Consider the following 25,674-nt stretch of genomic DNA (forward strand, 5'->3'; position numbering starts at 1 on the left):
CCTCTGGAGTGCCGATGACATCGCGACAACGCCGGCTGGCCGTCGGCGTCATGCTGGCCACGTTATGCACGTCGCTGCTGCAGGCCCTGCCGGCCACGGCGGGCACGCCCACGATCGACAGGCGACCGGTGTCACCCGGGATCGTGCTCGCCGCGGCCGACTGGGATCGGATCCGCGCGGACCCGTCCCTTGCGGCAAGCCCTTCAAAGGAAATGGTCCCGCTGCTGCCGAGGCGCGGCATCGCCGCCGTGGCAAGGGAGTCGCGGCTCAACGCCGCCCGCATGGAGGCGAACGGCCCGCGAACGGCGGCGATGCCGCTGGCGCCCCCACCGATCCGCGAGAGCCCTGACCCCAAGGCGCTGGCCGACTGTTTCACCCCGGCGGCGGAGCGCAGCGGCGGCCACATCCTGAATCGCTTCGTGTTCTGCCAGCGCATCAAGGCGGAGATGCCCGTCGACGTCTTCCAGAACGGCCGGGTGGTCCGCCTCGGAACCACGAAGTTCACCTACGAGTTGATCACCCAGGGCGACAATCACCAGCGCAGGACCCGTATGTTCGGCCGCATCCAGAAGGGTTCGGTCCGTCACGAGGGGACGTTCGCGTGGCGGGTGGTCGCGCCCGCCTGGCCGTTCTACCTCGTCGGCAGGTGCGAGCAGAGCGGCGTCGCCTGCCCGGTCGCCCACGCGCCGGTCGTGTTGCCGTTCCGCCAGTGGGACGACGAAACCGTCTGGTGGAAGTGGGACACCATCAACCAGGCCGGCAACGCCGAGGGCCGGGACCGGATCACCCTGCACGACGCGTGGCTGGAGTTCGGCTCCGCCATTTCCGGCGGCATCGTGACCCGGCCAGGCCACAGCGCCCCCCGCATCGTCCGCTGCGACTCGGCGGACTACTTCCGGCTCGGCGGCGGCCACTACGAGGCGGCGTGCGTCTTCGCCGAGACGACTCCGCGCCTGACGTGGGAGATCGGGAAGGCTCCCCACGCGGAAGTGGCCCTTCACATCGCCAACGCCCAGGACTTCCCCAACGCCACCTGGCCCCGCCTGGTGCCCGATGGGCAGCCCCCGCCCCGAGACAAGATCATCCCCGGCAAGTACAAGCCCGGCGACCCTGACGCGCCCGGCCTGCACCGCATCAGGACCGAGCAGTCGGGGACGATACCGCCCGACCCCGAGCACAGGAGAAACGGCGAGCGCAAGACCGGCGCCTGCTACGGAGAAGGTCCCTACGCCGCCGAGTACTTCGGCCTGGGCCTGCCCGTCCCGCCGCGCCCCGGAGAGCAGTGTGACGAGTACCCTCCGGCCTCCACCTTGGAAGGCGCCGACCATCCTGAGTACGACTTCTCCGTCCGGGCGGTGCTCACGGACGGCAACAGCCGTGCCGGCATCGCGCTTCGCGACTACTACGTCCATGACCGGATGCTCCTGTGGGACGTCAGCCTTCCCCTGGAGCGAAACGACCGCTTCTACTTCGAGATCCTGACCCAGCGGCCTCATTGATCCAGCCAGGACTTCCAGTCGATGCCGGGGTCCTCGGTGAACAGGTGGTGGGAGGCGATCATGGGGCCGTGGAAGCCGCGGATGAAGCGGTACAGGGCGGTGGGGGTGCGGACGGCGACGTTCTGGGAGTTGACGAAGTAGACGACTCCGTCCTCGCCGGCCAGCCGTACCCGATCGCCCTTCTGCGCCGGGCGGGGCAGGCCGAGCTTGGTGGCGAGGGAGCGCCAGGCCTGCTCCCAGCCGGGCACGGGCGGGCCGAACACGGTGAGGGGGGTGGCGGTGCGGCCGGGGAAGTGGGTCAGGTACTCCACCAGCGTGGCGAAGAACAACTCCAGGCCCGCCGACATCGCCTCGAACTCGTCCTGCCAGTCGTCGCCCGGCAGGAAGCCGCTGGTGACGGCGCGCAGGACGGTGGTGCCGCCGGACTGGGCCTCGATGAGGAACTCGTAGGCGACGAAGCGCCCGTCGGGGGCGATCTCGGTGCCGTGGGCGAAGCGGGCGCCGGGATCGGCCCCGGTGATGTGGGTGGTGGGGGAGTAGTCGCCGAAGACGGTGGTGACGGCGCCGCCGGCGACCTCGTTGCGGCCCATGAACCAGGAGTCGATGCCGGGCCCGGTGGAGATGGCCGCCCAGATCTCCTCGGGCGTCGCGGGCACCTCGGCCAGGTGCTCGATCTCGAACTCGTGGCCCATGCTCACGACTCCCTCATGCTGGGGTGGACGGCGACCACGATGCGATGATCCCGCCCTGATTCGGCCTCTTCATCGTGGTATTTCGAGACCAGCGTAGTGACGGCCTGCGTGAGCTCCTCCGCGAACGCCGCCCGCGCGGCCGGGCTGGCGAAGCGCACCTCGCCGTCCAGCGCGAACGTCGCCACCCGCTTGCCCGCCCTGGCCGAGCCCGTGATGAGCGCGCCCACGTCACGGACCAGGCGCGCGGCCAGCGCCAGCAGCCAGCGCGCCGACAGCCGGTCCGGCGACTGGGCCGGATCGGGCTGCACGGCGGCCAGCGCGACGGGGGAGATCACGTAGGAGGCCGCGGTGGCACGCAGCAGCCGCTCGGTCGCGTTGCCCTTGCGCCGTTCCTCGACGAGTTCGACCAGGCCGTGCCGTTCGAGCGTGCGCAGATGGTAGTTGACCTTCTGGCGCGGCAACCCGACACGGGCGGCCAGCATCGCCGCCGAGGCGGGCTGGGCGAGCTCGGCCAGGAGTCTGGAACGCATGGGATCCAGCGACACCTCGGCGGCGGCCGGGTCCTCGATCACGGTCACGTCGAACATGCCTCTACGATCTCACCGACAATTAAATCTGACAAGACGGTGAAGATTGTCGGTACTACCAGGCGTACGCCTCCGGCGCCGGCCCGCCGGGACCCGGGAAGATGGCGTCGAGCGCGGCCAGCCGTTCCTCGTCCAGCCGGATCGTCAGCGCCTTGAGCGCGAGCGTCAGCTGCTCGACCGTGCGGGCGCCCGCGATCGGAGCCGTCACGCCCGGCTGGTGCAGCAGCCACGCCAGGCCGACGGCCGCGGGATGCTCCCCGATCTCATCACACAGCCGCTCGTAGCGTTCCACCCGGTCCCGGTCCTCGCGCAGACCGGCCTCGGCGCGGCCCGCCTTCCCCCGCGCGATCTCCTGCTTGCGCAGAATGCCGCTGAGCAGACCGCCGTGCAGCGGACTGTACGGCAGGACGCCGATCCCCAGCTCACGGCAGGCGGGCAACACCTCAAGCTCGACTGTGCGCCGCATGAGGCTGTAGATGCTCTGCTCGACGACGAAGCCGAACTCGCCCAGCCGTTCGGCCACCGACTGCCCGCGGACGATGTGCCAGGCCGCGTGGTTGCTGGTGCCGAAATACAGGACCTTGCCCTGCCGGCGCAGCAGCGACAGCGCCGCCCAGATCTCCTCCCACGGCGTCGACCTGTCGACGTGGTGCAGCATGAAGATGTCGAGGTGGTCGGTGTTGAGCCGGCGCAGCGACTCCTCGCACGCCCGGCGCAGGCGCCGCGCCGACAGCCGGATGTCGTTCACGCCCGGCCCCATCGCGCCGTAGGCCTTGGTGGTCAGCACGATCTGGTCACGGCGGGACGGCGTCTTGGTCAGCCAGGTCCCGATGATCTCCTCGGTCCTGCCCTTCTCCGGCTCCAGCCCGTACACCTGCTTGTTGGCGTCGGCGCCGTAGACGTCGGCGGTGTCGACGAGGTTGACGCCGCTGTCCACGGCCAGGTCGAGCAGCCGGTGGGAGGTCGCCTCGTCGGTGAGCGGGCCGAAGTTCATGGTGCCGAGGGCCAGCCTGCCGACCTGGAGACCGGAGCGGCCGAGGTTCGTGTATTCCATGGTCAAGCTCCGAAACGGGTGGGGGAGAAGGCGGACAGGTCGAACTCCGAGCCGCCGTCGAGGGCGAGCTGGGCGCAGATCTGGCCGACGGCGGCCGCGTGCTTGAAGCCGTGACCGGAGAAGCCGCCGGCGAACACCACCCGGCCACCGGCGCCGACCGGGCCGATGACGAAGTCGCCGTCGGGACTCTTGGAGTTCATGCAGGCCATCGCCTTGCTGACCTGCGGGACGAGGCCGGGGAAGGCGGTCGCGCAGTACTCCTCGATCGGCGCCAGGTCCTCGGGCGCCGGGTCGCGCCAGTTGTCCTCCGGCCGGTCCAGCCACGCCTTCTTCGCCTGCGGGCCGCTGATGCCGACCTTGACGCCGGCGCCGTCCACGTCCGGGATGCCCCAGCCGTGCGCCTCATGGCTCTCGCGGACGAACGTGGGGAAGCGGCCGGGCCGATACTCCGCCGCGTCGCCGCGCGCCCTGAACCACGACAGGCACGAGCGCTGGGTACGCAACGGCAGCGACACCTCCGGCAGGAGATCGAGCGTCCAGGCGCCGGAGGCGAGGATCACCTTGGCCGCCGTGAACCTTTCGCCGCCCACGGTCACCGCGACCCGCCCGTCCTCCACGCGCAACGCCGAGACGGGCACCCCGGTGCGGATGTCGGCGCCGGCCCGCCGGGCGGCCCGCACCGCCGCCGTGACGCACGCCTCCGGCCGCAACACGCCCGCGCCCGGCTCGAAGATCGCCACGTCGTCGTCCAGCACGGCATGCTGCGGATAGCGCCCGCGCATGTCGTCGGGCGTCAGCCACTCGTAGGCGACCTCGCCCGCGGCGGCGCTGGCCAGCGCGTCCTCGATGAGCTCGCCGCCGTCGGTGCCGATCACCAGCCCGCCGGACGGCTCGAACAACCGCTCGCCGTCCCGCTCAAGCTCCTTGATCAAGTCGAGGGTACGGCGGGCCAGCGGCACGTACTCCTTACCCTCGAAGAGGATCTGCCGGTAAATACGGGACCCGCCGTGCGAGGACCCGCGCGCGTGGCCGACGGTGAACTGCTCGACGCCGAGCACCGAGGCGCCACGCGCGGCGGCCTGCCAGGCGGCCATGGAGCCCATGGCGCCCAGCCCGATCACGATGACGTCAGTCATGGATGTGCTCCCATCTGTCACAACACCTTGGACAGGAATGTCTGGGTACGCAGATGCCGCGGCCTGGCCAGGACCTCGCGCGGGTCACCCGACTCGACCACCACGCCGTCGTCCATGAAGACGAGCGTGTCGCCGACCTCCCGGGCGAAGGCCATCTCGTGGGTGACGACGATCATCGTCATGCCCTCGCGGGCCAGGCCCCGCATGACGTCCAGGACCTCGCCGACCAGCTCGGGATCCAGCGCGGAGGTCGGCTCGTCGAACAACATGAGCCTGGGCCGCATCGCCAGCGCCCTGGCGATGGCCACGCGCTGCTGCTGGCCGCCCGACATCTTGGCCGGATAGCTGTGCAGCTTCTCGGCCAGCCCCACCCTGCGCAGCAGGTCCTCGGCGTGCGCGGTGGCGGCCGCCTTGCTCTCCTTCTTCACCAGGCAGGGGCCGAGCACGACGTTCTCCAGCGCGGTGAAGTGCGGGAACAGGTTGAAGCTCTGGAAGACCATGCCGATGCGGGCGCGCTGGCGGCAGACCTCCTTGTCGCCGAGCTCGTGCAGCGCCTCGCCGCTCTGCCGGTAGCCGATGAGCTCGCCGTCCACCCAGAGCCGGCCTCTGTTGATCGTCTCCAGGTGGTTGACGCAGCGCAGGAACGTGCTCTTGCCCGACCCCGAGGGGCCGACCAGGCACATCACCTGCCCTTCGTCCAGGGACAGGTCGATGCCTTTGAGCACGTGGTTGCGCCCGAAGTGCTTGTGCACCCCCTCGGCGCGGACCAGAGCGGACATCAGCGGTCCTCCTTGACGTGGGCGCGGCGAGCGGCCAGGTTGCGGCGCAGGCGGGAGCCGTACGAGTCGCCGGGGTCGCGGTCGGGAGAGAAGCGGCGCTCGATCCGGGTCTGCACGGAGGTCAGGATCGAGGTCGCCAGCAGGTACCAGATGCTGGCCACGAGCAGCAGCGGGATGGTCTGGAAGTTGCGCCCGTAGATGATCTGGACGCTGTAGAGCAGCTCGGGGATGGCCAGCACGCTGATCAGCGAGCTGGTCTTGAGCATCGCGATCGTGTTGTTGCCCGTGGGCGGGATGATCACCCGCATGGCCTGCGGGAGCACGATCCTGCGCATCGTCATGCTCTTGGACAGGCCCAGCGAGCTGGCCGCCTCCAACTGCCCCTTCGGCACGGACACGATCCCCGCCCGGACGATCTCGGCCATATAAGCGCCCTCGTTGAGCGCCAGCCCGAGCACACCCGCGATGAACGGGGTGATCAGCGTGTTGGCGTCGAGGGTGGCGAACGTCGGCCCGAACGGCAGGCCAAGCTGGATCGTCGGGTAGAGCGCGCTCAGGTTGAACCAGAAGATGAGCTGGACCAGCAGCGGCGTACCACGGAAGAACCAGATGTAGGCCGCGGCCGTCCACGACAGCACCTTGTTGTCCGAGCCGCGCATGACCGCGAACAGCACGCCCAGCGCGATGCCGAGAACCATGGCGATCGCGGTGAACTGCAGCGTGAGCAGCAGCCCGTTGAGCACGCTGCCGTCCAGCAGGTACCTGGCCACGATCTCCCACCGGTAGCGGGGGTTGGTGACCAGGGACGTCACGAGCAGCGCGAGCAGGCCCAGCACCACCACCGTGGCGACCCACCGCCACGGGCGCCGCACCGGGATCGCCTTGATGTCGGCGTCGGGCCGCCGGCTCTTCGGCACGGTGCCGGTCGCCATCGCTAGGCACACCCTTCCTTGATCGCCTGCGGGAAGATCTCGTCGCCGTCCTGCACCTGCGCGGGGTCGGTGAAGATCTCCGACTTCTCGATCGCGCCGTCCACGACGCCCCACTTGCCGGCGATGCGGGTGTAGTGGCCCTGCTGCAGCAGCCTGGTCATCGCCTCCTGCAGCACCGCGTTCATCGCGGAATTGCGCTTGGGTACGGCGATGCCGGACAGGCTGTGCGGCGTCCTGTAGGTCCCGGTGACACAGAGCGTGCCTTCCGACTGCTTGGCCGCCCACTCCACGGCCGGCTTGTCGGCGCTCACCACGTCGGCGCGTCCGCTGGACAGCGTCAGCACCGCCTGGTTCTGGTCCGGGATCCTGATGATCTGGACGGGCTTCTTGCCCGCGCCCTTGCAGTAGGCGTCGGCCTTCTCCAGCCGCTCCACCTGCGAGGTGCCGCTCTGGACGCTCACCCGCAGGCCGCAGACGGTGTCCTTGAAGTCGTTGACCTTGATGCCGCTGCCCTTCTTCACCAGGAAGCCGCCGCCGTTGAGGTAGTTGGAGACGAAGTCGACGACGCCCAGGCGTTCCTTCTCGATGCCGAACCCGGCGATCCCGATGTCGTACCTGCCCGCCTCGAGGCCGGGGATGATGTTGTCGAAGGAGGTGTTGCGCCACTCCACCTTCAGGCCGAGCAGCCTGCCGATGGCGTCGCCGGTGTCGATGTCGAAGCCGACCAGCGTCTTGTTGTCCTCGGCGAAGAACTCCAGCGGCGCGTAGGGCGCGTTCGTGCCGATGATGAGCGTCCCGCGGTCGCGGATCTCCTTCGGCACTCCGGCGGCGAGCTTGTCGTCCTTGGCGATGTCGACGGCTTTTTCCGCCAGGTCCGGCGCTGCGTTGACGCCGCAGGCGGTGAGCGGCAGCAGGGTCACGAGGGCGACGACGAAGATGCGGTTGTTCATGGTGTCACCAACTTGCTGTGCGCGGTTCAGGGGCTGGGTGTGCCGGCCGACGGCGCCCGCCGTACGGCGGAGTCGTGGCCGGTCAGTGAGAGCGCGCTCGCCGTGCGAACCGTGAGGTCGCCCCCGATCAGGACCAGCTCCGCGGCGTGGATGGCCGACGACTGTCCCGACGTCGGCACCTCCTCGCCGAAACTGTCCCGTCCGGTCTGCGCGTAGTAGAGGATGGCCGCCCGGTCGTCCGCGACCGGATGGATGTACGGCTGCCGCGGCGCGTGGCCGGGCACGGTCAGGGCGCCCCGGTGTTCCCACCGGCGCAGGTCGGGCGAGCGGTAGACGGCCGGGCCGCCGCGGGTCTCGGCGACCATCCACCCCTGGCCGCCCAGCGTGAACACCGCCGGGCCCTCGTGCCAGCCGGCCAGCGCCTGCTCCTCGACCTTCCACCCGTCGAGGTCGTCGCTGACGGCCAGCCAGACGGAGCCGCCGCGGTTCTCGTCCTTGAACCAGAGCCCGAAGCCGCCCTCGGGCAGCGGGTGCACGTACGGGTCGACGGCGTGGTCGGTGCCGAGGTCCACGCGTCCCGCGTGCGACCAGGTCCACAGGTCCGGGCTGGTCAGGTGGTGGATCTGGCGGTGCCACGGGCTCGGCCTGCCGTGGGTGTCCCAGGCGGGGTCGTCGGGCACGCCTCTGATGAACGTGACGAACATGTGGTGCAGGCTGTCGTGCCGGATCACGTCGGGGCCCCAGAAGGTGTTGAGACCCGGTTCGACCGGCAGGTCCAGGGTGCCGCGGTAGAGCCAGCTCGTACCGCCGTCTGCTGAGCTGGCGGCGGCTACCCGGCCGCCGTGGCAGCGGCCGATCCTGGGAGCTCCGCCGATCCGGGTGTTGGCCCTGCGGTGGACGAACAGGCACCACCAGGTGGACTCCGCGCTGTTCCAGACGAGCACGGGATCGGTGGCGCCGTCGTGGATCGGGTCGGTGATGAGGGTCATGGGGTGCCTGCCGGGTGGTTCGGGTCGGTGACGGGTGAGGGTTCCAGGGGGAAGTGGGTGACGGCGTAGGCGTGGCCGTGCTCGACCGCCGACTCCACCGCCTCGCGCAGGGAGCCGCGCAGGTTGTCGCGGACCGCGTCCTCGTTCCACGCCATCCCGTCCAGGCACCGGGTGGCGAACAGCAGGGCCACGCGTTCCAGGCGGCGCAGGCCGCGCAGGAGTTCCGCGGTGACCACCGGGCCCCAGGGGGTGACCTCGAGCTCGCCTGCCGCGCAGGCCAGGTGGACGGTGTGGGCGCCGCCTTCCAGCTGGAAGGAGACCTGCATGACCAGTTCGGGGATGACCGGGTTCACCTTGCCCGGCATGATCGAGGAGCCTGCTTGCATGGGCGGCAGCCGTACCTCCGCCATGCCGCCCACCGGGCCCGAGGACAGCAGCCGCAGGTCGCTCGCGACGCGGGCGAGCACCCGTCCGCCTCTGGCCATGGCGTCGGCGACGGAGGCCAGAGCCTCCAGCGAGGCGATGCCGTCGGACAGGTTCGCGGCGGGTTCGAGGGCGAGCCCGGTCTCCTCGGCCAGCCGTTCCAGGGCCGGCGCCGCGTAACCCGGCGGGGCGCCCAGGCCGGTGCCGATCGCGGTCGCGCCGAGCGGCACACCCCTCAGTTCACCGGCCGCCGACTCCAGCAGCCTGGCGGCCGACAGCACCGCGCTCGCCTGCCCGTCGTGGACAAGTCCGGCCGATACGGGCACCGCGTCCTGCAGGCAGGTGCGTCCCAGCCTGTCCAGGGACCGGTACCGCGCGGCCTGCCTGCGCAGCGACTCGGCGACCACGCGCAGGGACCGCACGGTCGCCTGGGCGGTGGTCAGGACGGCGATGTTGAGCGCGGTGGGCATCACGTCGTTGGTCGACTGCGACCTGTTCACATGGTCATGCGGATCGACCCGCACATCCGGGGTGGTTGCTGGTGCCGTGGCGAGGAGTTCGGTGGCGCGGGTGGCCAGGACCTCGTTCATGTTCATGTTGGTCGAGGTGCCGCCGCCCCCCTGCACCACGTCGAGCGGGAAGTGCTCGTGCAGGTCGCCGGCGGCGACCTCCGCGGCCGCGGCCATGATGGCGTTCCCGATCTCCTCGGGCAGCACGCCGAGCTTGACGTTGGCCCATGCCGCCGCGCTCTTGACCTGCGCGAGCGCGGTCAGCAGGGCGGGGAACTGGCGCAGCGACTCGCCGCCGAGACGGAAGTTCTCGCTGGCCCGCGCCGTATGGATGCCGAACAGGTCGTTCGAGGAAAGTCTGATCTCGCCGAGGAGGTCATGTTCGACACGGTTCTGATCCACAGCATCACCCCTCACTTGAAAGGTTGCCTGGTAGGTAGACAGCCAGACTCCATGGGGAAAGAGAGCGTGTCAATCCCTAAATATGCAGACAACAGACACTCTTGACAGGATTTCGGGCGTGAGGCAACCTGCCAGGCAACCAGACCTGTTCGCCGAAGGAGTGCCTGTGACCTTCCAGACGTTCGAGCTCGAGAACTGGCAGTCCGACCACGAGCAGACCGTGCGCTTCAACCTCGCCGACTCGACCGTCGACCCCGTCACCGTGGCCGACCTCGTCGAGGACGGCGACGACCTTGAGCGGATCATGTCCGTACCGCTCTACTACCCGGAGGTCAACGGCGAACGGTCCCTGCGCGGCCTCATCGCCGGTCTCCACGACGGCATCGGCACCGACGACGTGCTGGTCACCGTGGGCGCGTCCGAGGCCAACGCCGCGATCGTGGACGCGCTCTGCGAGCCGGGGGACCGCGTCGTGGTCATGGAACCCGGCTACCGCCAGGTCTGGGGCCTGGCCCGCAACCGCGGCTGCGAGGTGGCCGCGTTCGAACTGCACGCCGACCGCGGCTGGGCGCCCGACCTGGAGCGACTCCGCCAGGTCGCCACCCCCGGCACCAGGCTCATCTACGTGTGCAACCCCAACAACCCGACCGGCTACATCCTCACAAAAGAGGAGATGGCGGAGATCGTGCGGATCGCCGAGGACTGCGGCGCCTGGCTCGTGGCCGACGAGGTCTACCGGGGCAGCGAACGCCTGACCGACGACGAGACGCCGTCGTTCGTCGGCATGACCGACAAGGTCATCGGGGTGGGTAGCCTGTCGAAGTCCTATGGCCTGTCCGGACTGCGCATCGGCTGGGCCGTATGCACTCATCCCGAACTCGCCGACCTGTGGCGCCGGCACGAGTACGTCGCGATCGCGACCGGCCGCCTCGACAACCTTCTCGCCGAGTGCGCGCTCAGGCCCGCGGCCAGGCGACGGCTGTTCGAGCGCAACCGCGCCTGCGTGCGCAGAGGCTACGACCTGTTCTCGGCATGGGCGAGGCGGCAGGACGGCAAGCTCACCGCGCTCCCGCCGATGGCCTCCGCGCTGGCGTTCGTCCGCTACGACAGCGACCTGTCGTCCGTCGAGGTCGGCGACCTGTTCCGGCGCGAGGCGAGCGTGCTGGTCGCGCCCGGCGTGTTCTTCGGCAGGGAAGGATGGTTCAGGATCAACATCGGCATGGACACCGGCTACCTGGCCGAGGCCCTCGACGCGCTCTCACCCGTCGTGGCCGCCCTGCCGCCCGCCTCAGGAAGGTGAAGACGTGGAACTGCTCCTGCTCGCGAACGAGTACTCCGTCTGCCGGCTGCCCGCCACCTCCGCCCCACCCCCGCCGCCGGTGGCGGCCGAGCTCTACACGCTGACGGTCACCGCCGAGGAGGTCTCGGTGGTGTGCCGCTCCGGTGCGGAGCCGCCCGGGGCGAAGGTGGAGAACGGCTTCAGTGCGCTGCGGGTGGCCGGCGCGCTGGACTTCTCGCTCGTCGGCATCCTGGCGTCGCTGACCGCGCCGCTGGCCGAGGTGCGGGTTTCGGTGTTCGCACTGTCCACGTTCGACACCGACTATCTGCTGGTACGCACCGCCGACCTGCCCGAGGCCAAGGCGGCGCTGGAAGCCCACGGCCACGTGATCGGCACCGGCGCCTGATCGCGCTCCGGCCTCGGCCGGCGGCTCAGGTGAGATCGGTGGGCGGCCTGCCGAACCAGCGGGTGAGGCGCTCGTCCAGGTCCTGCTGATCGTCGCCGATCCAGGCGACGTGCCCGTCGGGACGGAGCAGGACGCACGGGACATCCAGTTCCGCCGTGGGATCCGCGAGGTAGTCGACCCGGTCCGACCAGCCGCCGACGGTCAGGCGTTCGGTGCGGTCCAGCAGCAGGCCGCGGCCGCGATGCAGCAGGCCGTAAAGGCGGCCCTGTTTCACGTCGATGTCGCGCATGCGGCGGCCGAGCAGATCGGGGCCCTCGCCGAAGTCGTAGCGGATGCCGGTCGCGGTGATCTTCTCGATCAGACGGCGGTTCACCTCGTCGAAGTCCATCAGTTCGGTGAGCAGCCTGCGCACTGCCTGCGGGCCCGGTTCGGCGGACAGCAGTTCCGTCTGGGCGCGGGTGTTGTCCAGCACGTCCTCGGCGACCGGATGGCGTTCGGCGTGGTAGGTGTCCAGCAGTGATTCCGGCGCCCAGCCGCGGACCTGTGCGGCCAGCTTCCAGCCGAGGTTGAACGCGTCCTGAACGCCCAGGTTGAGGCCCTGACCGCCGATGGGCGGATGGATGTGCGCCGCATCGCCGGCCAGCAGCACCCGACCGGCCCGATAGCGTTCGGCCAGCCGGGTGGCGTCCCCGAAACGGGACAGCCAGCGCGGAGAATGCACGCCGAAATCGGTGCCGGCGATGGCGCGCAGCCGCTGCTGGAAATCCACGAGGGTGGGCGGTTCCGCGCGGTCACTGACTCTCGCGGCGGGAACCACCACGCTGTAGACCCCTTCGCCGAAGGGCCTGAGCCAGAATCGCTGATGGGTCCGGCTGATCTCGGCTACCTTGGCGGCGATCTCCTCCTGCGGCACGCCTGCTTTCATCTCGCCCATGAGCGTGTCGGCCCGTGAGGGCTCGCCGGGGAAGCCGATGCCGAGCAGCTTGCGCACCGTACTGCGCGCGCCGTCACAGCCGACGAGATAGCGCGAACGCAGCCGTTCCCCGCCGGCCAGCTCGACGGTCACACCTTCGTCGTCCTGCTCGAACCCGGCCACCACGCAACCGCGCCGGACCTGTGCGCCCAGGCCGATCGCATGTTCCTCAAGCAGGTTCTCGATGACCGGCTGCGGGATGCCCAGCAGATAGGCGTACGCGGAATCCAGGCCCTTGGGCGCGGGTTTGGGGATGGCGGCGAAGATACCGCCGACCGGACGCTGTCTTCCATGCCGGAGCATGCGATCCAGCAGTCCGCGCATCGCCATCAGTTCGAGACTGCGGACATGCAGGCTGACTATGCGGACGTAAGACGTGGGTTCGGTTTCCTTCTCCAGAACGAGTACCCGTACGTCGTGCAACCGCAGTTCGGCGGCCAGCATCGCACCGGTCGGCCCGCAACCGGCGATGATGACGTCGTAGGCGATGACCTGCTGAGAGTGCATAGGTGTTGCCTTTCGGGAGTGCCTTGTTGGCGCGGCGCTCCCGGCGACACCTACGTCAATCGCCCGACCGTGACGGCAGGGGGGAGCACCCACATCGCTACAGCGTTCATGGGTCTCACCTCCTCGGGCGGCGTCACGATCAACCGCAAGCTACCGGCCCGGGCATGATCCCGTCCAACCCTTTTCCGGCGCCCCAAGGGGGCGGCGATACTGGGGGTGTGAAGTACGTGTCCAGAGTGCCGCGACCGCCGCTGGACGGGCTGATCGACGACCTTTACTACCTGGAGGGTGCGCCGCCGTACGCCCGGCTGATGTTGCCGCCGATGCCGGCGGCGTTGCTCATCGTCAACCTCGGGGCGCCGTTCCGCATCCGCGCCGGCACCGACATCGAGACGGCCGAATACGCGGACGGGTGCGTGGTCACGATGCCCACCCGCGCCTTCGAGTTCGGCTATCCGCCGGGGACCCGGTCGGTAGGCGTGCACTTCAAGCCGTGGGGGCCGGCGCCGTTCCTGCCGATGCCCGCGGCCGAGCTGTGTGACCGGCCGGTGACGTTGGAGCAGGTGTGGGGCCGCCCCGCCGTCGCCGAGTTGCGGGACCGGCTGGCGACGGCGGCCGGGCCGTACGAGATGCTGACGTTTCTTGAGGAGGAACTGATGCGACGGCTGCGCGAGAGCGCCGGTCTGGGGCTGGTCCGCCATACGAGCGGCGTCATCGCGGCCGCTGGCGGGGCGGTGGCGATCGGCGACCTGAGCGTGGCAGCCGGTGTCAGCAGCACTCATCTGGCGCAGCGGTTCAAGGAGCTCATCGGCGTCACGCCGAAGCGGCTGGCCCGAACCTGGCGCTTCACCGCCACCGTGTTCGCGATCGACCCCGCCGGACCGATCGACTGGGGCGAGCTCGCCGGTGGCGCGGGCTACTTCGACCAGGCCCACTTCGGCCACGAGTTCCGGGCGTTCACCGGGCTCACGCCGACCCGGTACGTCGAAGTCCGGCGGCGGTTCCTGCGCGAACATCCCGGCCACGTGCTGAACGGCTGGCCGCTGCCGGCCGATTGATTTCTTACAAGAGCGGCGGCTCACGACACGCTAATTTTGGGGGCACCCCAGAGCAGAGGAGAGCCCCGTGGGCAAGGTGGTCATGTACAGCTCGGTGTCGGTGGACGGTTTCGTCGCGGACGAGAATGACATGCCCGGACCGCTGTTCGACTGGTTGACCAGCGGTGACGTCCCGCTGGACGAGAGCGGCGAGGTGAAGGTGTCGCAGACGTCCCACGACTACACCCGGCCGTACTGGGACCAGATCGGGGTGACGATCGTCGGCCGCCACGTCTTCGACATGACGGACGGCTGGGACGGCAAGCCTCCGGGCGGGATCGACCACGTGGTCGTCGTGACGCACCGGCCGGCGCCCGAGGGCTGGGACCCCTCGACGCCGTTCCATTTCGTCGACGGCGTCGAGGCGGCCATGGCCAAGGCGCAGGAGCTCGCGGGTGAGCGTGTGGTCGAGGTCGCCGCCGGCGACGTCGGTGGCCAGGTGCTCGCCGCGGGCCTGATCGACGAGGTGCGCATGGACGTCGTACCCGTCGTGTTCGGGTCCGGCAAGCGCTACTTCGGGTCGGTCCACGCGCAGCACCTGCTGGAGGACCCTGACGTGGTGATTCAGGGCAACCGGGTGCTTCACCTGCGCTATCAGGTGCGCCGTTGAGCGGCTGCGTCATGTACGCGTCGTAGGCAGCACGGGCCTCCACATACTCCAGCGCTTTCGAGGGCGGCACGGCAGCTTCCGCCAGCGGGGCGGGCACGTCCACATCGACGCGCCAGGCCGCCGCCGAGCCGGCTCGCGACCGGCTGAGCTGCGGCCGGTCGACGGCAGTCTCGTCATCGGCCCGGTGGCCAAGCGCCGTTCATACCCACATCCGGTATCACCCGGACAGTGCGCCCACGTCCGTCAGTAGTCGGTAGGACGCTGGCCAGTGAGGGGTTACGGCCCTTGTTCTTGCCAGCGGGAATGACCAGCTTGCGCGCGATCTCCGTCAGATTCATTCCCGGCCCGGCGATCAGGTACGCCATGATCACTCAAAGGGACGGAGGGTGCGCCGTCGACGGCGGACCGATCCAGCACGTTCTCGATCTCTGATACGGCGCCGTCGGGATGCCTGGTCGTGAGTGGTTCTTGGAGATGGTCAGGCGGACGGGGAGCCGATGATCTCGCTGCGGTAGTGGAGGAGGTGCTGGCGCCATACGTCCGCCGCCTCTTCGGCTCGGCCGGTCGCGATGTGCTCGAACACCAGGCGGAACTCGGCCACATGTCCGCCTCGCGCACCCGGCGCGGACAGGGCGCGGCGGCGCAGCTCCGACCACAGCGGGCCGTCGAGGTGACGAAGCGCCTCCTCCAGGGACTTTTCGAGGATCGGGTTACGGGCCGCGCGGGCGATGGCGCGGTGTAGGGGCAGGTCGCTGACGTACGCGCCGGTCCGCGCGTATTCGTCCTCCAGCTCGGCCAGCGTTGACTCCAACGCGTCGAGGTCCTCGGGGTAACGCTTCTCGGCGGCCAGTGCCGCCAGGGCCGGTTCGATGGCCAGGCGGGCCTCGAACACCTGTGGCGGCAGCACCTCAACGCCCCAGGTGGCCACGACGGCGGACGATCCGGTGACGATCGTCCCCCTGCCTTTGTGCGACTTGGCCAGCCCGGCTAGCTCCAGCGCGGCCAGTGCTTCCCTGATGGTCGGGCGGCTGACGTCGAAGTTCTGTGCGAGCTCGCGTTCGGGCGGTAGCTTGTCGCCAGGCTTGAGGTGCCCGTCGCGGATGGCCACGACGAGCTGGTCGGCCACCTGCACCGCCGCGCTCTTCTTGACCACAGGGGTCACCTCGAACTTCGAGCCGCCCGTCGCCATCGCCTGGAACCCCTCGTCGTGTGGTCGCTGTTGTTTGATCGCCATCTTAGCGTGCGGCTAGGCAACCTGACACCTTCTTGACGAGCTGACCCTCCCGGCCGGTCCGATGCTGCGGGCCGGACGCACCCATTCGATGCTCGGCATCCCGGGGTCCGGGCCCTTGTGTGGCGGCGATCTGAGGCCTGGAGCGCCGCTCGGTGCGCGGCCAATCTCGGGTCCGCGCCGGACCGAAGGTTGCCTGGCCGCACTCGGTCGTGTGGCTGTGTACGTTGTGTGGCCAGGCAGGCAGGCCAACGCACCTGCTTGGCCCGCTACTGATTGCGCCACGGGGTTGCGGGCGCGTGGTTGCGGCGGGGGAGGGGGTGCGGGCGCGTGGTTGCGGCGCGGGGTGGTGGGTTGGGTGGTTGAAGCCGGGGGGACCGAGCCGGGGCAGCGGGCGTACGGGTCGGAGCGTGGCACAGGCCGGGGGGGTGGTGGCTTGGGCGCGAAGTCTGGTCAGGATGTGGCGACGAGGCTCGGGTTGGGATGTGGGGGTTCTGGCTCAGGCCGGGTGCGCGGGCAGTTCGGGTGGGTGTGGGCGGGCGGGGCCGTTTGAGCAGGGCGTCAGTGGTCCAGGTTGGTGAGCATGGTGCGGGTGATGCGGTCGAGGGTGGCGGTGTCTTCGGGGGAGAGGGTGGTGGCCAGGCGGGCCAGGGTGGCGGCGTGTTCGGTGAGGGTTTCGTCGATGACGCGGCGGCCCTCCTCCGTGAGCGTGATGCGGAAGCTGCGCCGGTCGGCGGCGTCGAGGGTGCGCTCGACGAGGCCCGCGGCCTCCAGGCGGTCGAGGCGGTTCGTCATTCCGGCGCGCGACATCATCAGCACCGCCGCCAGTTCCGACGGGATCAGCGTGTACGGCGGGCCGGATCGCCGAAGCGCCGCCAGCACGTCGAACTCGCCCTGCCTCAGCCCGTGCCGCGCGAACACCTCCTCGACCGCCGCCTCGATCCGCCGCGTCACCCCGGCGAGCCGCCCGAACACCCCGATGGGCGAAAGATCCAGATCGGGCCGTTCCCGTTGCCACGCCGCGAGGATGCCGTCGAACACGTCCATGCCGCGCAGTTTATTCGAGGCCCGATAGTCGGAAGCCGAAGCGTTGAGAGACTTGCGGCTTGTTCTGAGAGAGGGCCGAGCATGAACGTCCAGGGCGCTGCTGAGGCGAGGTTTGAAAGGGGTGCGCCCGCGTGGGGCGTCCGGGCGAACGACGCCCCGCACAACGCGGCGGCCTGACGACAGCGATCACCCCGCCGCACGCGGGTACCCCGCACGCGCGTCCTTCTCCCGCAGTCCCGCCATCTCGGCCCGCGACAACACCGCCGTGAACACCCCGGGACCGCTCGCCGCCTGGGTGAGCCGGGTCCCGTCCGGATGCCAGGCGCCGCTGCCCCCGCACGACACCCACCCGGGCCCGCTTCCGGCGTGATTGGCCACCACGGCGAACATCCGATGATCCATCGCCCGTGCCCCGAAATGCAGATCGATCCGCCGCGTCTCCTCCAGGATGTACAACGCCGAACCCGCATAAACCTCCGCACCCCGCCGAGCCGCGTCCTCCGCATGTGCAGGCACACCGGCGTCGTAACAGATGGCCAGCCCGACCCGCCACCCGTCCACGTCGAGCAGCGCACCCGGCCCGGCGGCCCGGAACAGCTCCCGCTCACGTCCGTGCAGATGGCACTTCCCGTGCACGTGCACCCGCCCGTCGGGAGAGAACGCCAGCGACGCGAGCCACGGCGTCCCGTCGGGGTGCCGGTAGGCCGCACCGGCGACCGCCGTCAGCCCACCTTCCCGTACGGCCCCGCGCACGACATCCAGCCGAGGATCATCCTCACTCACCCAAGCGCCAGGATCGTGAAGAAGATCCAGGTCATAGCCGATGAGAGAAAGCTCGGGAAACATGATCAGGCCCGCACCGGACGCGGCGGCGCCCTTGATCGCGGCAGCGGCGTCACTGGCGTTGGCTGCCACGTCGCCGGGTACCGAGGAGGTCTGGGCGAGCGCGACGGTCAAGATCTCATAGGACACGCGGGCATCCTACTTGCCGCCTTGGAACGCTCCATAGGCGAAATTTCGCGATCCGTCCTAACCTCACCAGGTGACTCCAACGATGCCCCAGAACGAGACCACCGTCCCGGTCCTGCCGTGCGTGTCCCTCGACGAGACACTGGAGTTCTACCAGGCGCTCGGGTTCGAGGTCACCTACAAGATGACCAAGCCGTACCTGTACCTGGCACTGCGGTGGAGCAACGTCGAGCTCCACTTCGGCAAGCCGCCCGAGGGCATGGACCCGGCCAACGAGGACGGCGGCGGCTGCCTCGTGATGATCGACGCGGCGGCGCCGTACCACGCACATTTCAGCGCCGCGATGCGCGGCGCCTACGGAAAGGTGCTGGCGTCGGGACGGCCGCGCATCACCCGCTACCGCAAAGGCGCCACCCGCTTCACGCTCGTCGACCCGTCGGGCAACTCGATCATCTTCATCCAGCGTGACGAGCCCATGGAGCTGGAGTACGGCGGCGACAAGAGCCTGCCCCGCCTGGCCAAGGCGATCGACAACGCGCGCATCCTGCGGGAGTTCAAGAACGACGACCGGGCCGCCTTCCGCGCCCTGACCTCCGCCCTGCGCCGGCACGCCGACGACGCCCCGGCCGTGGACCGGGCGCTGGCCCTGGCCACGATGATCGAGCTGGCCATCGCCCTGGACGAGCGCCACAGGGTCGACGACCTGGTCATCGACCTGAAGGCGCTGTCGCTGACGCCGGAGGAGCAGGCCCGCGTCGCCGCCGAACTCCAGGAGGCCGACTCCCTGGACTCCTGGCTGGGCGATTAGAGGCGTGGTCGCACGCGGCTGTTGTGGAAGCTGGTGAACAGCCAGCCCTCGTCCGTCCGCACGGCCACGCGGGTCTGCTGGGACAGATCCTCGGTCCCGCACTGGGTGGCGCCGTCGCGCAGGACGCAGTTGCCGACCGTGATCATGACGGCGGTGCCGGGGGCGGGGAAGCGGATGTGGGTGTGCTGGGCCTCTGACATGCGGGTGCCCTTCATGAAGCCGTCGAAGCCCTCCTGCATGCTGAGCGCGAGCGCCTCCCGGGTCTGGATCAGTTCGCCGTTGGCCGCGATGAAGTCGGCGTCGTGGGTGAAGGTGCGGGCGAAGGCCTGACCGTCGCCGTCGGCCCAGGCGGTCTGCTGCCGGCGTGCGAGGTCCTTGATCGCGTTCTCGTCGTCCATCGTCATGAACCCGACCTTGCCGGGTGACGCTCTCAAATCGCTCTCAAACGGCTTCCGCCCACGCCTGCCGTACCTGATCGGTGATGTTCAGGTCGTGGGCCAGGGAGAGGGCCTGGGTGCGGGCGGCGGCGGCCTCGTGGTGGTGGCCTGCCCTGGTGTGTTCGGCGGCGAGGTAGGCCAGGGCCATGGCCGCCTCCCAGCCGCCCCCGGCCTCGCGGAACGCTCGCGCCGCCGCGGCCAGGTGGTGGCGCATCGCGGGGGCGTCGCCGGCGCGGTCGTGCAGCATGCCCTCCACCACCGCGAGCCTGCCGCGCAGCCACGGATCGGGATGCGGCCGCCCGCGCACGAGGACGGACGGGTCGCCGGTGGTCAGCGCGTGGATGATCGTGTCCTCCACCCGGCCGGTCGGGGGCGGGGCCGGGGGGAGGTTCGCGGCTCTGGCGGGTTGTTCGCACAGGTGGGCGTGGAACAGGCACCAGGCCGTCGCGGCCGCTCGCGCGCCCTCCGGCGCCGGGCCCGGCACCAGCAGGGCGGCGCGCAGGCGCGTGGCGGTCTGGGCGTGATCGTCGTGCCCGGCCCAGAACGCCTCGAGTGCCAGCGCCAGGCGGAGCGCGGTGGCGGCGTCGCCGTGTTCGCGGGCGTGGTGGAAGGCCAGCAGCAGGTTGTCCCGGTCGGCGGCCAGGTCCGCCGTCCACCGCCGCTGTCCGGGGCCGCGGAGGTGCGGGGCGGCGCGTTCCGCCAGGTCCAGGAAGCAGGCGGCGTGCTCGCGCTGTGCCTGCTCCAGCTCGCCGCGCTCGTCCAGGCGCTCGCGGCCGTAGGCGCGGATCGTGTCGAGCATCCGGTAGCGGCCGGCGTGCGCGCCGATCAGCGAGCGGTCGGCCAGCTCGGTCAGCGTCTCCAAGGGCACGCCCAGCCGCGCGGCGCTCGGCTCGGAGAACGTCCCGGCGAACACCGCGAGCCTGGCCGCGTGCCGGCGCTGGGGTTCGTCGAGGAGGTTCCAGCTCCAGTCGACGACCGCGCGCAGCGTGCGGTGCCGGGGCGAGCCGGTACGGCTGCCGCCGACCAATTCCCCGAAGCGGTCGCCCAGGCGGGCGGCCAGCTGCTCCAGGCTCGCGTACCGCAACCGGGCGGCGGCCAGTTCGATCGCCAGTGGCAGCCCGTCGAGCTCCCGGCAGATGCCGGTGACCGTGGTCAGGTTGCCTGGCGACAGCACAAAATCGGGGTCGGCCTCCGCGGCCCGCTCGGCGAACAACCGTACGGCGGGCCCGGCCGCCGCGTCCTCGCCCGGCCCGGTTACGGGCAGGGGACGCACCGGCCACAGCGCCTCCCCGGCCAGGCCGAGCCGTTCCCGGCTGGTCGCCAGGACCGTCAGCCGGGGACAGCGCCCGAGCAGCTCACCCGCCAGCCGGGCGGCGCCGTCGACCACGTGCTCACATCCGTCCAGCACGATCAGCGCGGGCGGGCCGGCGAACGCCTCGGCCAGGCGCGCGACCACGTCGCGCACCGGGTTCGGCGGCAGAGACTCGCGCAGCCCGGCGGCGGTCGCCACCGCCGCGGGCACGTCGTCGTCACCGGCCACGGCGCCCAGATCCGCCCACCACACGCCGCCGGGAAAGTCCGTGCGGAGGTCCCCGGCCACGGCGGCGGCCAGTCTCGACTTCCCCACCCCTCCGGGTCCGGCCAGCGTGACCAGCCGCGCGCCCGCCAGCCGTTCACCCACGCGGCGCCGGTCCTCCTCCCGTCCCACGATCGCGGTCAGCGGAGCCCGCAGGTTGCCGCGCGCCCGCACCTCCGCGGCGCCGGGCGAGCCCCGCAGCAACGCCGCGTGGATCGCCACCAGCTCGGGGCCGGGGTCGGCGCCGAGTTCGTCCGCCAGCCGTACCCGGAAGCGCTCGTAGGCGGCCAGTGCCTCGCTCGGCCGCAGGGCCGCGCGCAGCGCCCGCATCAGCAGCCCGTGCGCACGCTCGCGCAGCGGGTGCGTGGCCGTGTGCTCCTCCAGCAGTGCCACCAGCCGGGACGGCTCCGCCCCTGCCACGAGCCCGGCCTCGATCCAGTCCTCCGTGGCCGTCAGCCGAGCCTCCCGCAGCCGCCGGGCCGCCGCGGCGACGAACGGGGAGTCGGCCACGTCGGCGAGCGCGTCACCCCGCCACAGCGCGAGCCCCTCACCGAGGAGCCTCTGCGAGGTCTGCGCCCGGCCCTCCCGCAGCGCCCGGCCGCCTTCGAGGGCGAGGCGCTCGAACAGGTGCGCGTCCACCGAGGACGCCTCGACGTTCAGCCGGTACCAGCCCTGCCCGGATTCCAGGCCGTCCGGCAGCGCGCCGCGCAACCGCCACACCAGCGACTGCAGCGCCCGCACGGGGTGATCCGGCAGCCTGCCCGGCCACACCGCCTCGGTCAGCGCGTCGACGGCCACCTGGCGGCCGGCGTCGAGCGCCAGCCGGGCCAGCAGCGTCCGTGGCCGTCCGGGCAGGGATACGGTCCCGGACAGGGTGGTCGGCCCGAGCAGCCCGATCCGGATGCCGGTCATCAGTAGGCGAGCGCCGCGGGGTCGCGTTCCGGTGCTCCGGAGGGCCACCACTCGCCCTCGCGCAGCGTGAACGGATACCAGCGGCCGTCCTTGCCCAGGCGCAACTGCAAGGAACCCAGGGTCCAGCGGTTGCGGGCGGCCTGGACCGGGGGCAGTTCCTCGCGCTGCCAGGCGGCCTCGGCCCTGGCCAGTTCCTGCCTGCCGGGGGTCCAGGCGTGTTCCAGCACCTCCAGGCCGGACGGCCCGCCGTACTGCCAGGCGAGGACCGCGGGCGCGTCGCCGATGTCCAGGTCGTGCTCGGCGGCCAGCCGTACGCGGTCCTGGCGTTCGGTGAGGACGGCGGGGCTGCCGCCCGACAGCAGCTCGCGCGCCCGCGCGGACGCCGCGGCGGCCAGGACCTTCAGGGCCGCGACGTCCACGCCCGCGGCCGCCTCCAGCTCCAGGGGAACGTACTCCACCGCGACGGGCGGTGGCGCGGGCAGCGGCGGGACGCCGAGCGAGAACGCCGCCAATGCCGATATGCCCGTCGCGGCGGGCGTGGGGGCGTCGCGCAGCTGAAGGGCCTCCAGCAGTTCGGTACGGCCCCGCCCCCGCAGCAGAAGCAGCATGAACGGATCGCCGTCCAGCAGCCAGGACGTCTGGTAGCACAGGGCGGCCGCGTGCTTGCACGGATGACCCCAGTCGGGGCAGTCGCACTCGGGCTCCAGGTCGCCGACCGTCGGCAGCAGCGGGACGGCGGCGTCTTCGGCCGCTTCGACCAGGGCGTGCGGCACCTCCCCGTCCAGGAGCGCGGCGATGTGCCCGGACTGGGCGGCCACCTGGTCGAGGAAGCGTTCCCATTCGGCGTCGGTGAGCTGGGCGACGCGTACGACGGTGTCGTACTCGCCCTCGGTCGTGGCCGCCAGCCGTCCGGGCGAGACGGCGATGGGCCCGACCTGCCCGGTCTTGGCATAGGCGCGGCCCTTGCGCAGGAGTGTGTGGTCCAGGGAGGTGTCCTCCATGGCCTTGACCCACGCCAGGCCCCACCAGGAGGTGGCGAAACGGGCCCCGGCGCGTTGCGGCGGGAAGGCGGGGAAGCCCTTGACGGCGGTCATCTCAGCTCCACCAGGGTCGCGAGTTCGGCGTCGGTGAGTTCGGTGAGGGCGGCCTCGCCGCCGGCCAGCACGGCCTCGGCCAGCGAGCGCTTGGCGGCGAGCATCTCGGCGATGCGGTCCTCGATGGTGCCTTCGGTGATCAGCCGGTGGACCTGGACGGGCCGGGTCTGGCCGATGCGGTAGGCGCGGTCGGTGGCCTGGTCCTCCACGGCCGGGTTCCACCAGCGGTCGAAGTGGATGACGTGGTCGGCGCGGGTGAGGTTGAGCCCGGTTCCGGCGGCCTTGAGCGACAGCAGGAAGACCGGGACCTCGCCGTCCTGGAAGCGCCGGACCATCTCCTCGCGCTTGGGCACTGGGGTGCCTCCGTGCAGGAGCTGGGTGGCGACGCCCTGTCCGGCCAGGTGCTTCTCCAGCAGCCTGGCCATGGCCACGTACTGGGTGAAGACCAGCACGGCGCCGTCCTCGGCGGTGATGGTGTCGAGCAGTTCGTCGAGGAGCTCCAGCTTGCCCGAGCGGCCGGTGAGCTGCGGCGCCGCCTCGTGCAGGTACTGGGCGGGGTGGTTGCAGATCTGCTTGAGCCCGGTCAGGAGCTTGACGATCAGCCCGCGCCTGGCCATGCCCTCGGCGGACGCGATCTGCGCCATGATCTCGCGCACGACCGCCTCGTAGAGCGCGGCCTGCTCGGTGGTGAGCGGCACGGGACGGTCGGTCTCGGTCTTGGGCGGCAGCTCGGGCGCGATGCCGGGATCGGACTTACGGCGCCGCAGCAGGAACGGCCCGACCAGCCTGGCCAGCCGCTCGGCCGCCACGGAGTCGCCGGACTCGACCGGCTTCGCCCAGCGGGCGCGGAAGCGGGCCAGCGAGCCCAGCAGGCCCGGCGTGGTCCAGTCGAGGATCGCCCACAGCTCGGACAGGTTGTTCTCGACCGGGGTGCCGGTCAGCGCGACGCGGGCCGCGGCGGGGATGTCGCGCAGCGCCTTGGCGGTGCTGGAGGCGGGGTTCTTGACATGCTGGGCCTCGTCGGCGACGAGAAGGTCCCACGGATGGGCGGCCAGCTTCTCGGCATCCAACCGCATCGTCCCGTAAGTCGTGAGAACAAAGCCTTCGTCCGACAAATCGCGATTTGTCCCGTGATAGCGGCGCACCTGGACCCCCGGCGCGAATCGGGTGATCTCCCGCTCCCAGTTGCCCAGCAACGAGGCAGGGCAGACCACCAGCGTGGGACCACCGCCCCGGTGCAGGTGCAGGGCGATCAGCGTGATCGTCTTGCCCAGGCCCATGTCGTCGGCCAGGCACGCGCCCAGGCCCAGCGAGGTCATCCTGGCCAGCCAGCGCAGGCCGCGGAGCTGGTAGTCGCGCAGCGTCGCGGCCAGCCCGGACGGCACGCCGATCTCCTCGGGCTCGGCCAGCCGGTCACGCAGTTCCAGCAGCCAGGCGCTCGGCTCGACCTCGACCTGCTCGCCGTCGACCTCCACCGTGCCGGTCAGCGCGGCGCCCAGGGCGTCGATGCCGCTCAGCGGCTTGAGCTCGCGCTGGCGGGCCTTGAGCGCGACGTCGGGGTCGATGAGCACCCATTGGTCGCGCAGGCGGACGACCGGGCGGTGCGCCTCGGCGAGCTGGTCCATCTCGGCCGCCGTCAGCCGCTGCCCGCCCAGCGCGAGCTGCCAGTTGAAGCTGGTCAGCTGGGCGCCGCCCAGGTAGGACGGCAGGTCGGAGGGCGCCTGCTCGCTCTCGCCGAGCACGGCGCGGGCGCTGAGCCCGCGCACCATCGACCTGGGCCAGTGCACGTCCACGCCGGCGCCGGTCAGCCGGGTGGACGCGCCGGCCAGCAGTTCCTCGACGTCGCCGTCGGTCAGGGTGAGCTCGTCGGGGACGGCGCTCTCCAGCAGGCGTTCCAGCCGGGTCCAGGCCTTGGCGGCGCGGCGCACGGCGATGATCGTCTCGATCCTGGCGCGGGCGCCGAAGCCGGGGTCCTCGCCGGCCCACAGGTCGGCCGCGTCGACGACGAGTGAGGGGTCGGCCAGGCTGTGGAGCTGGACCACGGCGCGGAACTCCGATCCGGCCGGGTCGTCGCACTCCAGGCGCAGCGACAGCCGTACCCCGGAGTCGAGACCCGCGGCGACCTCCTCCGCCCACGGGCGCAACTGCGGCACCTTCACCGGGCGCATCGCCGCGAACGCGGAGGTTCCCGTCGCGCGCACCGCGCCGGGCGAGCGCGGCATCGCGTCGGCGACCGCGTCGAGAAAGGCCCGCACGTGGCTGTCCGCGTCGGGCAGCACCGGCCCGTCAGGGCCTTCCTCCAGCGGTACGGCTCGCGCCGCGGCGGGCATGGCGTCGGCCAGTTCCCTGATCCTGGCCACGTCGGCGGCGTCGAACGGCCCCGCCCGCCACGCGTCGTGGTCGCCGGCCGACACCCCGGGCAGGATCCGCCCTCTGGTCACCAGTTGGAGCGCCACCAGCGCCGCGGCGCCCCAGAAGCGGGCGGCCGGGTGCGCCTCGTGGTCGGTCCTGGCCCTGGCGAGCACGGCGACCGCCTCCGAGACGGGAATTCTGCGCACCGGAACCCGGCGGGTACGCACCGCGCCGCCCTCCTGCTCGGCCACCGTGACGCCGTCCTCGCCGTCGGGGGCGAGGAAGGCCATCGTCCCTGCTCGTGGTGGATCACCGGGCTCGAAGACGACGGCATGCCGTACCAAGGAAGTCACAGCCGTACAGTGTACGGTACATGAACCTGTGGTTTACCCCACCACGATTCGGGAGTAGGCCTCATTCTCGC

23 protein-coding genes are annotated in these 25,674 nt (G+C 71.0%); 6 read left to right on the top strand and 17 right to left on the bottom strand.

Annotation, left to right across the window (positions count from 1 at the left end; all coding sequences use genetic code 11):
- Positions 1-14 precede the first annotated feature (14 nt).
- On the top strand, positions 15-1,499 hold the full coding sequence (locus ACFWY5_RS46935) for a hypothetical protein (protein WP_379638765.1): 1,485 nt from the start codon (positions 15-17) through the stop codon (positions 1,497-1,499).
- On the opposite strand, the gene ACFWY5_RS46940 is transcribed toward ACFWY5_RS46935, so the two are convergent.
- Genes ACFWY5_RS46940 through ACFWY5_RS46980 form a run of 9 tightly spaced genes read right to left on the bottom strand, consistent with a single transcriptional unit; the run spans position 1,493 to position 9,952 of the window.
- Positions 1,493-2,191 carry an SRPBCC domain-containing protein gene (locus ACFWY5_RS46940; RefSeq protein ID WP_379624628.1) on the bottom strand — a complete coding sequence of 233 codons (699 nt, stop codon included), beginning with the start codon at positions 2,189-2,191 and terminating at the stop codon, positions 1,493-1,495. The genes ACFWY5_RS46935 and ACFWY5_RS46940 overlap by 7 nt on opposite strands.
- Positions 2,192-2,193: 2 nt before the next feature.
- Positions 2,194-2,778: an ArsR/SmtB family transcription factor gene (locus tag ACFWY5_RS46945; RefSeq protein ID WP_379624626.1), complete on the bottom strand. Its 585-nt coding sequence runs from the start codon at positions 2,776-2,778 to the stop codon at positions 2,194-2,196.
- 55 nt (positions 2,779-2,833) lie between these two features.
- Complete coding sequence (locus ACFWY5_RS46950) at positions 2,834-3,832, bottom strand: aldo/keto reductase (protein WP_379638766.1); 999 nt, start codon at positions 3,830-3,832, stop codon at positions 2,834-2,836.
- Between the two features lie 2 nt (positions 3,833-3,834).
- On the bottom strand, positions 3,835-4,968 hold the full coding sequence (gene solA / locus ACFWY5_RS46955) for an N-methyl-L-tryptophan oxidase (RefSeq protein ID WP_379624622.1): 1,134 nt from the start codon (positions 4,966-4,968) through the stop codon (positions 3,835-3,837).
- Between the two features lie 17 nt (positions 4,969-4,985).
- Positions 4,986-5,747 carry an amino acid ABC transporter ATP-binding protein gene (locus tag ACFWY5_RS46960; protein WP_379624620.1) on the bottom strand — a complete coding sequence of 254 codons (762 nt, stop codon included), beginning with the start codon at positions 5,745-5,747 and terminating at the stop codon, positions 4,986-4,988.
- Positions 5,747-6,679: an amino acid ABC transporter permease gene (locus ACFWY5_RS46965; protein ID WP_379638767.1), complete on the bottom strand. Its 933-nt coding sequence runs from the start codon at positions 6,677-6,679 to the stop codon at positions 5,747-5,749. The genes ACFWY5_RS46960 and ACFWY5_RS46965 overlap by 1 nt, the downstream gene beginning before the upstream one ends.
- A gap of 2 nt (positions 6,680-6,681) precedes the next feature.
- Positions 6,682-7,629, bottom strand: coding sequence for an ABC transporter substrate-binding protein (locus tag ACFWY5_RS46970; protein WP_379638768.1), 948 nt, complete (start codon positions 7,627-7,629; stop codon positions 6,682-6,684).
- 26 nt (positions 7,630-7,655) lie between these two features.
- Positions 7,656-8,618, bottom strand: a complete 963-nt coding sequence (locus tag ACFWY5_RS46975; RefSeq protein WP_379638769.1) for a hypothetical protein — start codon at positions 8,616-8,618, stop codon at positions 7,656-7,658.
- Positions 8,615-9,952: a lyase family protein gene (locus tag ACFWY5_RS46980; RefSeq protein WP_379638770.1), complete on the bottom strand. Its 1,338-nt coding sequence runs from the start codon at positions 9,950-9,952 to the stop codon at positions 8,615-8,617. The genes ACFWY5_RS46975 and ACFWY5_RS46980 overlap by 4 nt, the downstream gene beginning before the upstream one ends.
- Before the next feature lie 166 nt (positions 9,953-10,118).
- Here ACFWY5_RS46980 and ACFWY5_RS46985 point away from each other — a divergent pair, with 166 nt between their 5' ends.
- A complete protein-coding gene (locus tag ACFWY5_RS46985) occupies positions 10,119-11,252 on the top strand; it encodes an aminotransferase class I/II-fold pyridoxal phosphate-dependent enzyme (protein WP_379638771.1) in 1,134 nt (377 codons plus the stop codon).
- Between the two features lie 4 nt (positions 11,253-11,256).
- On the top strand, positions 11,257-11,637 hold the full coding sequence (locus ACFWY5_RS46990; protein ID WP_379638772.1) for an ACT domain-containing protein: 381 nt from the start codon (positions 11,257-11,259) through the stop codon (positions 11,635-11,637).
- A gap of 25 nt (positions 11,638-11,662) precedes the next feature.
- Here the strand turns inward: ACFWY5_RS46990 and rox are convergent, their stop codons facing one another.
- A complete protein-coding gene (gene rox, locus ACFWY5_RS46995) occupies positions 11,663-13,117 on the bottom strand; it encodes a rifampin monooxygenase (protein WP_379638773.1) in 1,455 nt (484 codons plus the stop codon).
- 218 nt (positions 13,118-13,335) lie between these two features.
- On the opposite strand from rox, the gene ACFWY5_RS47000 reads away from it, so the two are divergent.
- On the top strand, positions 13,336-14,175 hold the full coding sequence (locus ACFWY5_RS47000; protein WP_379638774.1) for a helix-turn-helix domain-containing protein: 840 nt from the start codon (positions 13,336-13,338) through the stop codon (positions 14,173-14,175).
- Positions 14,176-14,242: 67 nt separating this feature from the next.
- Entirely contained in the window at positions 14,243-14,824 is a 582-nt protein-coding gene (locus ACFWY5_RS47005) for a dihydrofolate reductase family protein (RefSeq protein WP_379638775.1), read from the top strand.
- A gap of 478 nt (positions 14,825-15,302) precedes the next feature.
- Here ACFWY5_RS47005 and ACFWY5_RS47010 read toward each other — a convergent pair whose 3' ends face one another.
- From ACFWY5_RS47010 to ACFWY5_RS47020, 3 genes are all read right to left on the bottom strand, one after another.
- Entirely contained in the window at positions 15,303-16,058 is a 756-nt protein-coding gene (locus tag ACFWY5_RS47010) for a FadR/GntR family transcriptional regulator (protein WP_379638776.1), read from the bottom strand.
- A gap of 558 nt (positions 16,059-16,616) precedes the next feature.
- Entirely contained in the window at positions 16,617-17,102 is a 486-nt protein-coding gene (locus tag ACFWY5_RS47015; protein ID WP_379638777.1) for a MarR family winged helix-turn-helix transcriptional regulator, read from the bottom strand.
- A 186-nt stretch (positions 17,103-17,288) separates the two neighbouring features.
- Complete coding sequence (locus tag ACFWY5_RS47020; protein WP_379638778.1) at positions 17,289-18,074, bottom strand: carbon-nitrogen hydrolase family protein; 786 nt, start codon at positions 18,072-18,074, stop codon at positions 17,289-17,291.
- An 82-nt stretch (positions 18,075-18,156) separates the two neighbouring features.
- On the opposite strand from ACFWY5_RS47020, the gene ACFWY5_RS47025 reads away from it, so the two are divergent.
- The gene (locus ACFWY5_RS47025) at positions 18,157-18,879 is read left to right on the top strand and encodes a glyoxalase (RefSeq protein WP_379638779.1); all 723 of its coding nucleotides are present in this window, start codon (positions 18,157-18,159) and stop codon (positions 18,877-18,879) included.
- Here the strand turns inward: ACFWY5_RS47025 and ACFWY5_RS47030 are convergent.
- Genes ACFWY5_RS47030 through ACFWY5_RS47045 form a run of 4 tightly spaced genes read right to left on the bottom strand, consistent with a single transcriptional unit; the run spans position 18,876 to position 25,603 of the window.
- Complete coding sequence (locus tag ACFWY5_RS47030) at positions 18,876-19,283, bottom strand: SgcJ/EcaC family oxidoreductase (protein ID WP_379638780.1); 408 nt, start codon at positions 19,281-19,283, stop codon at positions 18,876-18,878. The two genes, ACFWY5_RS47025 and ACFWY5_RS47030, sit on opposite strands and share 4 nt — an antisense overlap.
- Positions 19,284-19,320: 37 nt before the next feature.
- Complete coding sequence (locus ACFWY5_RS47035) at positions 19,321-21,804, bottom strand: BTAD domain-containing putative transcriptional regulator (RefSeq protein WP_379638781.1); 2,484 nt, start codon at positions 21,802-21,804, stop codon at positions 19,321-19,323.
- Positions 21,804-22,898, bottom strand: a complete 1,095-nt coding sequence (locus tag ACFWY5_RS47040; RefSeq protein ID WP_379624584.1) for an SWIM zinc finger family protein — start codon at positions 22,896-22,898, stop codon at positions 21,804-21,806. The genes ACFWY5_RS47035 and ACFWY5_RS47040 overlap by 1 nt, the downstream gene beginning before the upstream one ends.
- Entirely contained in the window at positions 22,895-25,603 is a 2,709-nt protein-coding gene (locus tag ACFWY5_RS47045; protein ID WP_379638782.1) for a DEAD/DEAH box helicase, read from the bottom strand. Before ACFWY5_RS47045 ends, ACFWY5_RS47040 begins: the two co-directional genes overlap by 4 nt.
- Between the last annotated feature and the right edge of the window lie 71 nt (positions 25,604-25,674).

Origin of the sequence: Nonomuraea sp. NPDC059007 (assembly GCF_042740555.1) — a bacterium.
Taxonomy (GTDB): Bacteria; Actinomycetota; Actinomycetes; order Streptosporangiales; family Streptosporangiaceae; genus Nonomuraea.